Annotated in this window: 12 protein-coding genes; 10 read left to right on the forward strand and 2 right to left on the reverse strand. The window is 55.8% G+C overall.

The features are described 5' to 3' along the window. Nucleotides 1-13: 13 nt before the first annotated feature. A complete protein-coding gene (locus OGY33_RS16060; RefSeq protein WP_048215733.1) occupies nucleotides 14-580 on the reverse strand; it encodes a Slp family lipoprotein in 567 nt (188 codons plus the stop codon). A gap of 244 nt (nucleotides 581-824) precedes the next feature. Then, the gene (locus OGY33_RS16065; protein WP_048225153.1) at nucleotides 825-1,679 is read right to left on the reverse strand and encodes a MurR/RpiR family transcriptional regulator; all 855 of its coding nucleotides are present in this window, start codon (nucleotides 1,677-1,679) and stop codon (nucleotides 825-827) included. A 293-nt stretch (nucleotides 1,680-1,972) separates the two neighbouring features. On the opposite strand from OGY33_RS16065, the gene OGY33_RS16070 reads away from it, so the two are divergent. The 10 genes from OGY33_RS16070 to iolB all read left to right on the forward strand — a co-directional run bounded on the left by OGY33_RS16070 (nucleotide 1,973) and on the right by iolB (nucleotide 15,147). Continuing rightward, the gene (locus OGY33_RS16070) at nucleotides 1,973-3,478 is read left to right on the forward strand and encodes a CoA-acylating methylmalonate-semialdehyde dehydrogenase (protein ID WP_103014793.1); all 1,506 of its coding nucleotides are present in this window, start codon (nucleotides 1,973-1,975) and stop codon (nucleotides 3,476-3,478) included. Between the two features lie 11 nt (nucleotides 3,479-3,489). After that, nucleotides 3,490-5,415, forward strand: a complete 1,926-nt coding sequence (iolD, locus tag OGY33_RS16075) for a 3D-(3,5/4)-trihydroxycyclohexane-1,2-dione acylhydrolase (decyclizing) (protein ID WP_149608154.1) — start codon at nucleotides 3,490-3,492, stop codon at nucleotides 5,413-5,415. Between the two features lie 344 nt (nucleotides 5,416-5,759). Continuing rightward, entirely contained in the window at nucleotides 5,760-6,746 is a 987-nt protein-coding gene (gene iolG, locus OGY33_RS16080; RefSeq protein ID WP_032944644.1) for an inositol 2-dehydrogenase, read from the forward strand. 38 nt (nucleotides 6,747-6,784) lie between these two features. Continuing rightward, on the forward strand, nucleotides 6,785-7,714 hold the full coding sequence (locus OGY33_RS16085; protein WP_003839787.1) for a sugar ABC transporter substrate-binding protein: 930 nt from the start codon (nucleotides 6,785-6,787) through the stop codon (nucleotides 7,712-7,714). Between the two features lie 53 nt (nucleotides 7,715-7,767). Beyond that, nucleotides 7,768-9,315, forward strand: coding sequence for a sugar ABC transporter ATP-binding protein (locus OGY33_RS16090; RefSeq protein ID WP_191238212.1), 1,548 nt, complete (start codon nucleotides 7,768-7,770; stop codon nucleotides 9,313-9,315). 11 nt (nucleotides 9,316-9,326) lie between these two features. Then, nucleotides 9,327-10,355 (forward strand): ABC transporter permease, encoded by a 1,029-nt coding sequence (locus tag OGY33_RS16095; protein WP_003826102.1) that lies wholly within the window; start codon nucleotides 9,327-9,329, stop codon nucleotides 10,353-10,355. An 8-nt stretch (nucleotides 10,356-10,363) separates the two neighbouring features. Then, nucleotides 10,364-11,497: a Gfo/Idh/MocA family protein gene (locus tag OGY33_RS16100; protein ID WP_191239002.1), complete on the forward strand. Its 1,134-nt coding sequence runs from the start codon at nucleotides 10,364-10,366 to the stop codon at nucleotides 11,495-11,497. 12 nt (nucleotides 11,498-11,509) lie between these two features. Then, the gene (locus OGY33_RS16105; protein ID WP_191238213.1) at nucleotides 11,510-13,414 is read left to right on the forward strand and encodes a bifunctional 5-dehydro-2-deoxygluconokinase/5-dehydro-2-deoxyphosphogluconate aldolase; all 1,905 of its coding nucleotides are present in this window, start codon (nucleotides 11,510-11,512) and stop codon (nucleotides 13,412-13,414) included. Nucleotides 13,415-13,428: 14 nt separating this feature from the next. Beyond that, entirely contained in the window at nucleotides 13,429-14,319 is an 891-nt protein-coding gene (gene iolE, locus OGY33_RS16110; protein WP_020996280.1) for a myo-inosose-2 dehydratase, read from the forward strand. A gap of 9 nt (nucleotides 14,320-14,328) precedes the next feature. Beyond that, nucleotides 14,329-15,147, forward strand: coding sequence for a 5-deoxy-glucuronate isomerase (gene iolB, locus OGY33_RS16115; RefSeq protein WP_048215741.1), 819 nt, complete (start codon nucleotides 14,329-14,331; stop codon nucleotides 15,145-15,147). Nucleotides 15,148-15,182: the final 35 nt, after the last annotated feature.

The following is a 15,182-nucleotide window of genomic DNA, read 5'->3' on the forward strand; positions in this document are numbered from 1 at the left end:
CTTACCTCTGGGATTATTTCACTAGCTCCGGAGTTACCTGAGTGACTGTACTGGCGTAGTAAGGCGCTCCCCACATCGGCTCAGGCCAGAATGCGCCGTAACCATAATCCCACATGTTATAGGTGGTGTTGACAGACTCAGTTAAATGCCAAACCTGGATTCCTTGTAAATCAACTTTAACAAAGTTGTACGGGACTTTGTTGATGAATCCTGACTCATCTCCTTGAATTGTTCCCAAAATAGTCACGAAATGGTTTCTGTAGTTTACCGGATCGAGGAAACCTTTCTGCTGGGCAAGAATACGTCCCTGATAGCTCGCGTCTATTTGTGGCTTAGCAGAGTCATTCAGTGGCAAAACGGCGATTTCCAGCAACGTATCTTTTTTGGTGTTAATCACATTGATGACTTTACCGCCAAAGCGGGCCTGCTGTCCGGTATATAAACCGGGCTGGTTATGCACGGAGATAAAGTTTTTTTGGATATCGGGTTGATTATTACCTTTGATATTCTCAGGAATGGAAGCACATGATGCCAGGGTGAAAGCAAGGGCAATAATCATCAACCCTTTTGTATTTTTCATTTTACTTTCCTGCTTAAAAAAGACAGGTCTATAGTAAACCTTTGCGTATTATTGTCAGCATGCGCATTGTTGATTATCTAATATTAATATAATTGTAGCTTATGGTAATAACGGATTGTATTTTATCTGGTCGCTGAATGAGGACGATATTTTCAACGACCATAAAAGTAACGGCTGGCATCACGGTTTCACGTCACGCTGGCGGGAATGTAATAAAGCGGATCGTCAATTTTTGCGGTGCTCATCACCCGACAGAATGACCGCGTTCATTACTCCCGTCACCCAGACGGTAAGCCAGCGCCACCACTAGCGACTGCACCAGGCACAGCGTCGCAGACTGGGATCGAAACGCGTCAACCTGCGCCTCTTTCACCACAAAGCAGAGATCGCTGAACGTGGCCAGCGGGCTTATCTGACTGTCGGTAATCACTATCTGGCGCGCGCCGGCATTGGCCGCAGTTTCGCTGACCATCACTGTTTCTTCCGCATAAGGCGAGAAGCTAATCGACACCACAATATCGTGCGCTTTGATGCGGTTAATCTGCTCGCGCAGCATTCCGCCCATTCCGTCGAGCAAAATAGGGCGACACTCAAGATGGCTCAGGGCGTAGGTGAGATAGGCCGCTACGCTAAACGAACGACGCAGACCAGCGATGTAAATGGTGTCGGCTTCTGCCAGCAATTGTACGGCGCGTTCCAACATTTCAGGTTCGGCACGGGCTGCCAGCTGCTGGAGCGCCTGGGTATTCGAACGGGCGAACTCCTGCAGGATATCGAGCGGGGTTTCCGGTACGGCTTCGCTTTCCATCTCACGGAACATGCGCGCGCGGTCGCTGTAGCTGGCGGTTTCCTCTACCAGGTTCATACGAAACAGCTGTTTCATTTCGTTGAAGCCGGTGAAGTCAAAGGCGTTGGCGAAGCGGATCAGCGTAGAGGGTGGCACTCCGGCACGTTCAGCAATGACGGCAACCGTATCAAAGGCCACGCTATTGGTATTATCCAGCACATAGCGGGACACCTGCTGCAGCCTCTTACTCAGGCTATCGTAGCGATCGCGGATTTGCTGCTGCAGCTCGTTCAGGCTGGTTGCTGTTGTCATTTTACCTCCTGGTACATAGTTTTATGATTCTAAACGCAAAACCGCGTCTTTGAAATGTCACTCATTCATCTGGCTGTAAAAACGAAACAAAAGCTTCAGGCTTGTCGTCCGCTGAAACGTTATGCCAGTGCACGCTAATCATGCGATTCCGCTTGTTAACATAAAAACCCATCCTTGATCACATTAATCATTATTTATTTTATTTCAACTTAAAATGGAATGTTTGTTTCATATATAGTACACAGATAACAGTGTTCAGGTAACAGTCACGTATCAACAGCGAGAGGTTAAGGATGGAGACAGTAGCGAATTTTATCCACGGCGAATGTGTCACCGGTTCAGGCCAGCGCGTTCAGGCAATCTTCAACCCGGCCACCGGCGAACAGATCCGCCAGGTGGTGATGAGTACGACACAGGAAACCGAGCAGGCCATTGCGGCAGCGCACGACGCATTCCCCGGGTGGGCGCGCCATTCTCCGTTAAAACGTGCGCGAGTGATGTTCCGCTTTAAGGCGCTGTTGGAAGAAAACATGGAGAGGCTGGCTCGCATCATCAGCGAAGAGCATGGCAAGGTATTCTCTGACGCAGTTGGTGAGCTGACCCGCGGCCTGGAAGTGGTGGAGTTTGCCTGTGGCATCCCACATCTGCAAAAGGGCGAACACTCAGCCAACGTAGGTACCGGCGTCGATAGCCATTCGCTGATGCAACCGCTCGGGGTTTGCGTCGGGATCACGCCGTTTAACTTTCCGGCAATGGTACCGATGTGGATGTTCCCCATCGCGCTGGCAACCGGGAATACCTTCGTGCTGAAACCCTCAGAAAAAGACCCTTCTCTCGCCCTGGCTCTGGCCAAACTACTGCAAGACGCCGGATTGCCAGACGGCGTGTTCAACGTCGTGCAGGGGGACAAAGAGTCCGTTGACGTGCTGTTAACTGACCCGCGTGTGCAGGCCGTGAGCTTTGTCGGCTCTACGCCGATTGCGGAATATATTTATCAGACAGCGTCAGCCCACGGAAAACGTTGCCAGGCGTTAGGTGGCGCTAAAAATCACTGCATTTTAATGCCGGATGCCGACATGGATATGGCGACCAGCGCCATTATGGGGGCCGCTTACGGCGCGGCGGGTGAACGCTGCATGGCGCTTTCGGTTGTGCTGGCGGTAGGGGATAAAACGGCAGATGAGCTGTGCTCGCGACTGGAAAAACAGATTGCGGCGCTGCGTGTCGGGCCGGGGCTTGATCAGACACCTGAAAATGAAATGGGGCCGCTTATCTCCTCTGTACACCGTAATAAAGTGCTCGGTTATATCGACAGTGGGGAATCGCAGGGGGCCAGCCTGCGCGTGGATGGTCGACGTTTTAGCGTTAAAGGCCATGAGCAGGGTTATTTTGTCGGGCCGACCCTGTTTGATAACGTCACGCCGGAGATGACCATCTATAAAGAAGAGATTTTTGGACCGGTGCTTTCTGTGGTGCGCGTAGCAGATTACAGCAGCGCGGTGGAACTGATTAACCGTCATGAATATGGTAATGGCACGGCAATTTTCACACGTGACGGCGGCTGTGCGCGTCGCTTCTGCGAAGAAGTGCAGGCGGGCATGGTGGGCGTAAACGTTCCAATTCCGGTGCCGATGGCGTTCCACAGTTTTGGCGGCTGGAAGCGGTCCATTTTTGGTGCGCTGAACGTTCATGGTAACGATGGCGTGCGCTTCTACACCCGGATGAAAACCGTCACCGCACGCTGGCCGGAGATGCTGCAGGACACAGGGGCCGCGTTCTCCATGCCAACGCTGGGCTGACAGGAGGGTTTATGCAAACCGAACGTATGACCATGGCTCAGGCGCTGGTCAAATTCCTTAATCAACAATATATCTGTGTCGATGGCGTGGAAACGCCCTTTGTCGAGGGTGTCGCCACCATCTTTGGTCACGGTAACGTGCTTGGCATTGGCCAGGCGCTGGAGCAGGCACCCGGTCATTTGCAGGTGATGCAGGGATGTAATGAGCAGGGAATTGCGCACATGGCGACCGGGTTCGCCAAACAGCATCGGCGCCAGCGTATTTTTGCCGTGACGTCATCGGTTGGGCCGGGAGCGGCAAACATGGTCACCGCAGCGGCAACCGCGACGGCGAACCGTATTCCGCTGTTGTTGTTGCCTGGCGATGTCTACGCCAGTCGTCAGCCGGACCCGGTATTGCAGCAAATTGAGCAATACCATGACCTTGGCATCAGTACCAACGACTGCTTCCGCCCGGTCTCGCGTTACTGGGACCGGATTAACCGACCGGAGCAGTTAATGAGCGCGATGCTAAACGCGATGCGAACGCTTACTGACCCCGCAGATACTGGTGCCGTAACTATTTGCCTGCCACAGGATGTGCAGGGGGAAGCCTGGGACTATCCGCAGAGCTTCTTTGCGCGCCGCGTTCATTTGATCGAACGTCGACCACCCGACCCGCAGCGTCTGGCGATGGCGCGAGCGCTGATTGCCCGCAAACGCCGTCCGCTGGTGGTATGCGGCGGCGGGGTACGATATTCCGGCGCGCATGAGGCGTTTCGTACGTTTGTTGAAACGCTGCAACTGCCATTTGCCGAAACTCAGGCCGGAAAGGGAGCGCTGGTTAGTGACCACCCACTTAACCTCGGAGGCATTGGGGTAACTGGAGGGATGGCAGCGAATCAGCTCGCACCGCAAGCCGATCTGGTGATCGGCATCGGTACGCGCCTCACCGACTTTACCACCGGTTCGAAAGCGCTGTTTTCTCATCCGGAGGTTGAGTTCCTGCTGCTGAACGTGGCGGAGTTTGACGCACTGAAGCTTGATGCCACTGCGCTTATCGCCGACGCCCGTACCGGGCTTACGGCATTAACTGAAACACTGAAAGACTACCGCAGCGATTGGGGGAAGGAGGTCGCGCAGGCGCAAGAGGCCTGGCGCGATGAGTGCCAACGTTTATGGGAGCGCGACTGGCGTCCCGACGACGAACCCGAAGTGGCTGGGCATCTTGACGCTCAACTGGCGGAATATGGCGACACGCTAAACACCCGGTTGACCCAGACGAAGGTGCTGGGGCTTATCAATCAGCACATTGAAGATAACGCTATCGTCGTAGGGGCCGCCGGATCGCTACCTGGCGATTTACAGCGTATCTGGCAGGTCAAAACCCCGGACAGCTATCACCTGGAATACGGTTACTCCTGTATGGGCTATGAGATTGCGGCTGCTATTGGAGCCAGGCTGGCGAAGCCGCAGCAGCCGGTATATGCCATGGTGGGGGATGGCTCGTACATGATGCTGCATTCCGAACTACAAACCGCCGTCCAGGAGGGGATAAAAGTCACTATCCTGCTGTTTGATAACGCCAGCTTCGGGTGTATTAACAACCTGCAGATGGGGCATGGGATGGGGAGCTTCGGTACGGAAAACCGTCACCGTAATCCGCAAACCGGACGGTTGGATGGGCCGTTGGTGAAGGTCGATTTTGCTAAAAACGCGGAAAGCTACGGCTGTCGGGCATGGCGTGTACATGACGAGCAAAGCCTGCTGGCGGCGCTGGAAGCCTCGCGTGCGCATTCGGGACCTGTGCTGCTGGATATCAAAGTCCTGCCGAAAACCATGACCCACGACTATGCCTCCTGGTGGCGCACTGGCGATGCGCAGGTGGCAGAATCTCCGTCGGTGCGAAAAGCGGCTGATCAGACGTTTGAGCAGGTGAAAAACGCACGTCAGTACTAAAAGCGATTAATGCCGGATGGCGCTGCGCTTATCCGGCCTACAGCGGATTCCACCCCCCTGGCCTGATAAGGCGCTAGCGCCGTCATCCGGCAACCTGCGACAACGAAATTTTCATTTCATTTTTCCTTTCTCTTCATCCATCGCCTCCTTCCTGAACGGAAGGGGGCCAATTCCTGCATCTTCCCTGTTGTTATGTTGTGATATTGATAACAGATTTTATCTCACTCATCTCAAAAGTGTTAACTTGCACCCAAAAACATAATTTTCACTATTTATAAAAATGAAATAAATGTTTTATTTAAAGGGTCGTTAGTTCATCGCATTCACCAACACCGGGAGCCGTTATGTTTAACATTGCTTTACTGGGCGCTGGCCGAATTGGCCAGGTACATGCAGCTAACATTGCCAGTCACAGTGCCACTACCCTCTGGTCCGTCGTCGACCCGAATCAGGAATTTGCCACCCGTCTTGCCACACAGTACCAGGCTCGTTTGCAAAGCCTGGATGAGGCGATGACGGACCCTAACGTTCACGCCGTGCTGATTGCCTCCGCGACCGATACCCATGCGGATTTGATTGAAATGGCCGCCCGCCACGGCAAAGCCATCTTCTGTGAAAAGCCGGTCCACCTGGATCTGGCCCGTGTACGCGACTGCCTGAAAGTGGTCAAAGAGTACGACGTACCGTTGTTTATCGGTTTCAACCGCCGCTTCGATCCACAGTTTCGCCGTGTGAAAACTGACGCACTGGCCGGGCGTATCGGAAAGCCGGAATCGCTGCTGATCATCTCCCGCGACCCGTCTCCGCCTCCTGCGGAATACGTGCGTGTGTCCGGCGGTATGTTCCGCGATATGACCATCCACGATTTTGATATGGCGCGCTTTATCATGGGCGAAGAGCCGGTTTCGGTGTATGCCCAGGGCAGCAATCTGGTGGATCCGGCGATTGGCGAAGCGGGCGATATCGATACCGCGTTCATCGTACTGAAATATTCATCCGGTGCGATGGCGACCATCGTCAACAGCCGCCGTTCTTCTTACGGATACGATCAGCGCCTTGAGCTGCACGGCTCTGAAGGGCTGCTGTGCGCGGGCAACATTCTCGAAAATCAGGTGCAGCACTACGCGAAGACCGGCTGCACCAGCGCGTTACCTGAACATTTCTTCCTGCAGCGTTATAAATCGGCCTATGCCGCGGAATGGGAACACTTTGTTGCGGTACTGCGCGGCGAAGCGGTCCCTGATTGCAGCGGGGACGATGGCGAGCGTGCGCTGTATCTGGCGGATAAAGCGCTGGAGTCACTGCATAGCCAGCGTGAAGTTCTCCTCTGATTGTCACCACAACCTACCCTACACAGAGAGACATAATAATGAAAAAACTGATCTTAGCTGTCCTCATCGCCATGACATCCGGGGCAGCCATTGCTGAAAACGAGCAAATTGTTTTCAGTACGCCAAACCTGGCGATGCCATTTGAAGTTCACATGCAGCGCACGGCGGTGAAAGCCGCAAAAGAGATGGGCGTGAATTTACAGGTCCTGGACGGGCAGGGTAGCTCGCCAAAACAGGTCGCTGACCTGGAAAACGCCATAACTCGTGGCGCACAGGGCTTTATTGTTTCACCAAACGATGTCAACGCGGTGTCCAGCGCGGTAGATGAAATTCAGGATGCGAAACTGCCCGTTGTTACCCTCGACCGCTCCGTTGACAGCCAGAAAAAAGTGCCGCACTTCGGCGCGAACAACTACAAAGGCGGCCAGGCGATTGGCGACTTTGTCAAAACCAAATTCCCTGACGGGGCAGACATTATTCTGCTGACCGGCCAGCCAGGCTCCTCCTCCAACATTGAACGTACTAAAGGCATTCGCGACAGCCTGAAGGCGGGTGGTGAAAAGTACAAGATCGTTGCTGATCAGACCGGTAACTGGATGCGTTCTGAAGGGATGCGCATTGTCGAAAGCGTTCTGCCTTCGTTGCCGAAGCGTCCGCAGGTGATCCTCTCCGCTAACGACGATATGGCGTTGGGCGCGATTGAAGCGTTACAGGGACAAGGACTGAAACCGGGTGAAGTTCTGGTCACGGGCTTCGATGCCGTGCCGGAAGCACTGGCGCGTGTGCGCGACGGCTGGCTGGCAGTGACGGCGGATCAGCGTCCTGGCTTTGCGGTGAAAACGGCCATGAGCCAGTTGGTGAATAACGTCCGTGAGAAGACGGCGATCACCGGGGCTGACTACCCGCCAACGCTTATCACCAAAGAGAACCTGCAGCAGGCCGAGCGTATTAGTGAGGCCGGTAACTGATATGTCCGCAGCCGCCGCACAAGTGGCGGCTCTCTATGAGGAGGAGCAGACCGATGTCGCAACCCTTACTAAAAGTGACCGACCTGGCGAAAAGCTTTTCCGGCGTTTGGGCGCTGAGCAGCGCACAGCTGACCGTCGGAGCAGGCGAAATTCATGCGCTGTTAGGTGAGAACGGTGCCGGAAAATCGACCCTGCTGAAAGCGCTGGCGGGCGCACAGCCGCAAACACGCGGGGATATTTGGTTCAACGGCGAAACATTGCCGGTAGAAGACTCTCCGGTTGAGCGGCAGAACAAGGGCATTATCACGATTTATCAGGAATTTAATCTGCTGCCCAATATGACCGTCGCCGAGAATATGTTCCTCGGTCGCGAACCGCGTAAACGCAATCTGATTGTTGACGAAAAGGCGGTAAATCAGGAAGCGCAGGTGATTCTGGATTACCTGCAACTGAACGTTGCGCCAACCACGGCCGTGGCCCGACTGAGCGTGGCGCAGCAGCAAATGGTGGAAATTGCGCGGGCGCTGACGCTGAACGCAAAGCTGATCATTATGGATGAACCTTCCGCCGCGCTGAGCGACAGCGAAGTAGAAAGCCTACACCGTGTGGTGCGGGAACTTAAAGGGCGTGGCGTGAGCATTATCTACGTCACCCATCGCCTGCATGAAGTTTTTCAACTCTGCGACCAGTTCACTGTTTTCCAGGATGGACGATTCACCGGGAATGGCGCAGTTGCACAGACCACCGTAGAACAACTGATCCGCCTGATGGTGGGGCGCGATGTGGCCTTTAATCGCCGTCCGGCCAGCGAAACTCACCATGAAGATAAACCTGTGCGTCTGGCGGTGAAGGGGCTTAGCCGCGAAAAACCGCCGCTGGATCCGCATGGTATCGCGCTGCACGACATTAGCTTCCACGTGCATGCTGGCGAAGTGTTAGGCATTGCCGGACTGGTGGGTGCCGGGCGCACCGAAGTGGCCCGCTGCCTGTTTGGCGCCGACAGTTTTACTTCCGGCAGCTTTGAACTTGATGGCGTGCCATATCAGCCGCGCGATCCGCTGTTTGCGCTGGATCAGGGGCTGGCGCTGGTACCGGAAGATCGTAAAAAAGAGGGCGCGGTGCTTGGGCTGTCGATCCGCGACAACCTGTCGCTCTCCAGCCTCTCGTCACTACTGCACTGGCGCTGGTTCGTGAATACCCGCAAAGAGGATGCCCTGATCGAGTCATACCGCCAGGCGCTGCAGATCAAAATGGTCAACAGCGCGCAAGAGGTGCGCAAGCTCTCCGGTGGGAACCAGCAAAAAGTGATCCTCGCGCGCTGCATGGCGCTTAATCCGCGAGTGTTGATCGTGGATGAACCAACGCGCGGCATCGATGTTGGCACCAAATCAGAAGTCCATCAGGTGCTGTTTGATATGGCGAAAAAGGGCGTGGCGGTGATCGTGATCTCCTCCGATCTGCCGGAAGTGATGGCGGTTTCCGATCGGATCATCACGCTAAGTGAAGGCCGGGTGACCGGCGAGATCCACGGCGACGACGCCACCGAAGAGCGGCTAATGACGATGATGGCCATCAACCACAACGCCCTGAATGCGGCATAACGGAGTGATTCATGACGCAGATTATTTCTAAAACGCAGGTTCCAGCCAAACGCGGCGGACGTCTTGATCCCATTGCCTTTTTTGAGCGCTTTGGGGTACTGATTTTCATGATCCTGCTGCTGATTTTCTTTCAGTTGCAGAACAGCAATTTTCTTTCTGAACGCAATATTTTCAACATTCTGACCGAAGTCTCCATCTACGGGATCATGGCCGTCGGTATGACGTTTGTCATTCTGACCGCCGGGATCGACCTCTCCGTAGGTTCTATTCTGGCAGTGTGCGCCATGACCGCGGCGTATGTGATTAAAGGGGACAACTTCACCACCGTCGACCCGAACGCCTGGGGCGGCATGAGCTGGCTGATTGGCCTTGGTATCTGTATGGCGATGGGCACTGCGATTGGTTTTCTGCATGGCCTCGGCGTGACCCGCCTGCGTCTGCCGCCGTTTATCGTCACCCTCGGCGGGATGACTATCTGGCGCGGCCTGACGCTGGTGATTAACGACGGCGCGCCAATTGCCGGTTTCGACGCGGGATACCGCTGGTGGGGACGTGGCGAACTGCTCGGTATCTCCATTCCAATCTGGATATTCGCGCTGGTGGCGGTAGGCGGTTATCTGGCGCTGCATAAAACCCGCTGGGGGCGCTTCGTGTACGCCATCGGCGGCAACCCGGAGGCGGCGCGTCTGGCAGGGGTTAACGTGAAGCGCGTGCTGGTGAGCGTCTACGTGTTAATTGGCTGTCTGGCAGGACTGGCGGGCTTCATTCTCAGTGCACGGTTGGGCAGTGCGGAAGCGGTCGCCGGGATCTCTTTTGAGCTACGCGTCATTGCCTCGGTGGTCATTGGCGGTACCTCACTGATGGGCGGCTACGGGCGTATTGGCGGCACCATTATCGGCTCGATCATCATGGGCATCCTGATTAACGGTCTGGTGCTGATGAACGTCTCGGCTTACTACCAACAAATTATTACCGGCTTAATTATCGTTCTGGCGGTGGCGTTCGATACCTACGCCAAGAGCCGTCGCGGCGCATTGTGAGGATCATGATGAAAGAAGTTCGTATTGGATTGATTGGCACCGGGTATATCGGCAAGGCGCATGCCATCGCCTATGCCCAGGCCCCGACGGTGTTTAACCTGCGCGGCAAGCTGGTGCGCGAAATGGTGGCGGAAGTCTCTCCAGAGCTTGCCGCCGAGCGGGCGCAGGCGTTTGGCTTCAATCGCTCAACCGGAGACTGGCGTGTGCTGGTGGCTGACCCGGCCATTGATGTCGTGGATATCTGTTCTCCTAATCATCTGCACAAAGAGATGGCGCTGGAAGCGATTCGCCATGGCAAGCATGTGTACTCAGAAAAGCCGTTGGCGCTGAACGCCCACGACGCACGTGAAATGGTTGAAGCTGCACAGCGGGCAGGAGTGAAAACGCTGGTGGGGTTCAACTATATGAAGAACCCAACGGCGCAGCTGGCGAAAGAGATCATTGAGCGCGGAGAAATTGGTGAGGTGATCCATTTCTACGGCACCCACAACGAAGACTACATGGCCGATCCGCTTGCACCGATCCACTGGCATTGTTTTAAAGAGACCGCTGGGCTTGGGGCGCTTGGCGATCTGGCGGCGCATATCGTCAATATGGCGCAGTACCTGGTTGGGGATATTCAGCAGGTGTGCGGCGACCTGAAGATCGTTGTGCCACAGCGTCCGGCTCAGGTCGGTTCCTCGCAAATGGTGACGGTAGAAAACGAAGATCAGGCCCACGCGATGGTGCGCTTTGCGGGCGGTGCGCAAGGGGTGATTGAAACCTCGCGCGTTGCCTGTGGCCGCAAGATGGGGTTGTCGTATGTGATTACCGGGACCAAAGGAACTATCAGTTTTACCCAGGAGCGCATGGCAGAGCTGAAGCTCTATCTGCATGACGATCCGGTCAACCGCCAGGGGTTTCGCACTTTACTGGTTGGCCCGGCGCACCCGGACTACGGCGCGTTTTGCATGGGAGCCGGGCATGGTATCGGCTTTAACGACCAGAAAACAGTAGAAGTACGCGACCTGGTGGACGGCATTGCTGCCGATGCGCCGATGTGGCCGGACTTTGAAGAGGGCTGGAAGGTGTCGCGCGTGCTTGACGCTATCGCACTCTCGCACCAGGAAGGCCGCTGGCTGAACGTGAACGACATTGTCTGAAGAGGTATCAACGTGGAAAAGCAGTTTGATGTGATATGCATGGGCCGCGTGGCGGTTGACCTCTACAGTCAGCAAATTGGTGCGCGCCTGGAAGATGTGTCGAGCTTTGCCAAATATCTTGGTGGTTCGTCCGGCAACGTGGCTTACGGCACGGCACGCCAGGGGCTGCGCTCCTCAATGCTGGCGCGGGTTGGCGACGAACATATGGGGCGTTTCCTGCGTGAAGAATTAAACCAGGTAGGCTGCGATACCAGCCATCTGATCACTGATAAAGACCGCCTGACGGCGCTGGTGTTACTCGGCATTAAAGACCGGGACACCTTCCCACTGATTTTTTACCGTGATAACTGCGCGGATATGGCGATTACCGCCAGCGATGTTGATGAACAGTACATCGCTTCTGCTCGTTGTCTTGCCATCACCGGGACGCATCTTTCTCATCCGCAAACCCGCGAGGCGGTGTTGACGGCGCTCGCTTACGCCCGGCGTCACGGCGTGCGTACGGCGCTGGATATCGACTATCGCCCGGTGCTGTGGGGGCTTACTTCCTTAGGCGACGGCGAAACGCGCTTTATCGCCGCCGAACAGGTCACCCGCCAGTTGCAGGAGGTGCTGCATCTTTTTGATGTAATTGTCGGCACCGAAGAGGAATTTCATATCGCGGGCGGCAGTACCGATACGCTGCAGGCGCTGTCGCAGGTTCGCGGCGTGAGTCACGCGACGCTGGTTTGCAAGCGTGGTGCGCTCGGCTGCTCGGTGTATACCGACGCCATCCCGGCCCGGCTTGACGATGGCCTGACGGTGACTGGCGTGCGCGTGGAGGTGCTGAACGTGCTGGGGGCAGGGGACGCGTTTATGTCCGGTCTGCTGCGCGGCTACCTCAACGATGAGGGATGGGAGCAGGCGTGCCGCTACGCCAACGCCTGCGGTGCGCTGGTGGTGTCGCGTCACGGCTGTGCGCCGGCGATGCCGAGCAAAGTGGAGCTTGATGATTATCTTTCTCGCGCTGCAGAGGTTCCACGTCCGGATCTCGATCCGCATCTCAACCATTTGCATCGCGTGACGACTCGCCGCCGCACATGGCCGGAACTGTGCGTGATGGCCTTCGATCACCGTAGCCAACTGGAAGATATGGCGTTGCAGTGCGGCGCGTCTTTGAAGCGTATTCCGGCATTGAAACAGCTTATTTTGCAGGCCAGCCGTGAAGCGGCCAACAGCGCCGGGCTGGAGGGCAAGGCCGGGCTACTTTGCGATGGTACGTTTGGTCAGGATGCGCTGAATGCGATAACCGGAGAGGGCTGGTGGATAGGTCGCCCTATCGAATTGCCGGGGTCGCGCCCGCTGGAGATGGAACACGGCAATATAGGCTCTCAGCTCATTAGTTGGCCGCAGGAACATGTGGTGAAGTGTCTGGTCTTTTTCCATCCGGAAGATGCCCACGCGTTGCGTCTGGAACAAGAACAGAAAATCGCTGAGGTGTACCGCGCCTGTTGCCAGTCCGGTCATGAGCTGCTGCTGGAGGTGATTTTACCGGCCAGTATGCCGCGCAGTGATGAACTGTATTTGCGCGCCATTTCCCGCTTCTACAACTTAGGGATCTACCCCGACTGGTGGAAACTCCCACCGCTGACTTCTGCTGGCTGGACGGCGTTGAGTGACATTATCGAACGGCGCGATCCGCACTGCCGTGGCGTGGTGATCCTGGGTCTGGACGCACCGGCAGAGCAACTGTGTGCTGATTTTAAAGCGGCTGCGGGTCATGGGGTGGTAAAAGGTTTTGCCGTGGGACGCACGCTGTTCGGCGACGCTTCCCGCGCGTGGTTGAAACACGATATTGACGATGCGCAGCTGGTGACGCGCATTAAAGATAACTACCTGCAGCTTATCGCCTGGTGGCGCGAGCGCGGACAAGCATAATTCAGGAGAAGATGATGACGGTACAATTAGGTATTAATCCACTGACATGGACGAATGACGATCTTCCTTCACTGGGCGCTGAGACGTCGCTTGATACGTGTCTGAGCGAGGGCAAAGAGGCTGGATTTGCTGGTTTCGAACTGGGCAACAAATTCCCGCGTGAGGCGCGACTGCTCGGCCCCATTTTGCAGCACCACGACCTGCAACTGGTTTCCGGCTGGTACTCCGGACGTCTGCTGGAACGCAGCGTGGAGGAGGAGATTGCCGCCGTGCAGTCACATCTGACGTTACTGCGCGAACTGGGAGCGAAGGTGCTGGTCTTTGCCGAAGTCAGTGGCTGCATTCACGGCGAGCAGCAGACGCCGGTACATCTGCGTCCGCGCTTCCCGCAAGAGCGCTGGCAAGAGTACGGTGAAAAGCTCACCGAGTTTGCGCGCTACACCCAGCAGCAGGGGGTACAGATTGCCTATCACCACCACATGGGAACGGTGATTGAATCTGCTGAAGATGTGGATAATCTGATGACGAATACCGGTGATGAAGTTGGCTTGTTGCTCGATACCGGGCATTTGACCTTTGCGGGTGCCGATCCGTTGGCTGTGGCGCAGCGCTGGGCATCACGTATCAACCATGTTCACTGCAAAGACGTACGTGCCGACGTGCTGGCGGATGTCAAAAACCGCAAAACCAGCTTCCTTGATGCGGTGCTGAGCGGCGTCTTTACCGTGCCGGGAGATGGCTGCGTTGACTATCCGCCGATCATGGCCTTGCTGAAGGCGAACCAGTATCAGGGGTGGCTGGTGGTGGAGGCGGAGCAGGATCCAGCCATCGCGCATCCGCTGACGTATGCGCGTCTGGGCTATAACAACCTTAGCCGTCTGGCACGGGATGCCGGGCTTATCTGAGGAGGTGATATGTCACGTTTATTATCACGCTGGCAGCAGCCGGACGCGCAAGGGTGTACGCAGTCAGTGACACCGGAAAGCGCCGGTTGGGGATATGTTGGCTTTAGAGCGTATGAACTGGAGGAAGGGCAGCAGCTTACGCTGCCCGCCGTCAGCGAAGAACGTTGTCTGGTACTGGTTGCCGGACGCGCGACCGTCACCACGCCGGGCGCAACTTTTACGGATATCGGTGAGCGGATGAGCCCGTTCGAACGGATCAAACCGTGGGCGGTTTATGTCACTGCTGGTGAAACCATACAGGTTCAGGCGGTGACCAGACTGGAGCTGGCAGTCTGCGCTGCGCCGGGGAAAGGCACGCACCCAACGCGGCTGATCGCACCTAAGGATATTGACGGGGAAGCGCGCGGCAAAGGTCACAACCAGCGCTACGTGCACAACATCTTACCGGAAGATAAACCCGCAGATAGCCTGCTGGTGGTGGAGGTGTGGACCAACGAAGGTTGTACCAGTTCTTACCCAAGCCATAAGCATGACACCGATAATCCCCCACAGGAAACCTATCTGGAGGAGACTTACTACCATCGCCTCAACCCGCCGCAGGGATTCTGTATGCAACGGGTCTACACCGATGACCGGTCGCTTGACGAGTGTATGGCAGTCTATAACCGCGACGTGGTGATGGTGCCGAAAGGGTATCACCCGGTGGCAACCCTGGCGGGATATGACAGTTACTACCTTAACGTGATGGCCGGCCCGGTTCGCAAATGGATGTTTACCTGGGAAGATGAACATGCGTGGATTAACAGGGATTATCCGGTTGATAAGTAAGGTCATGAATGGCTTTTTTAACTGCGAGTCGTTTT

Source organism: Citrobacter sp. Cpo032, from assembly GCF_030332975.1.
In the GTDB taxonomy this organism is placed as follows: domain Bacteria; phylum Pseudomonadota; class Gammaproteobacteria; order Enterobacterales; family Enterobacteriaceae; genus Citrobacter; species Citrobacter portucalensis.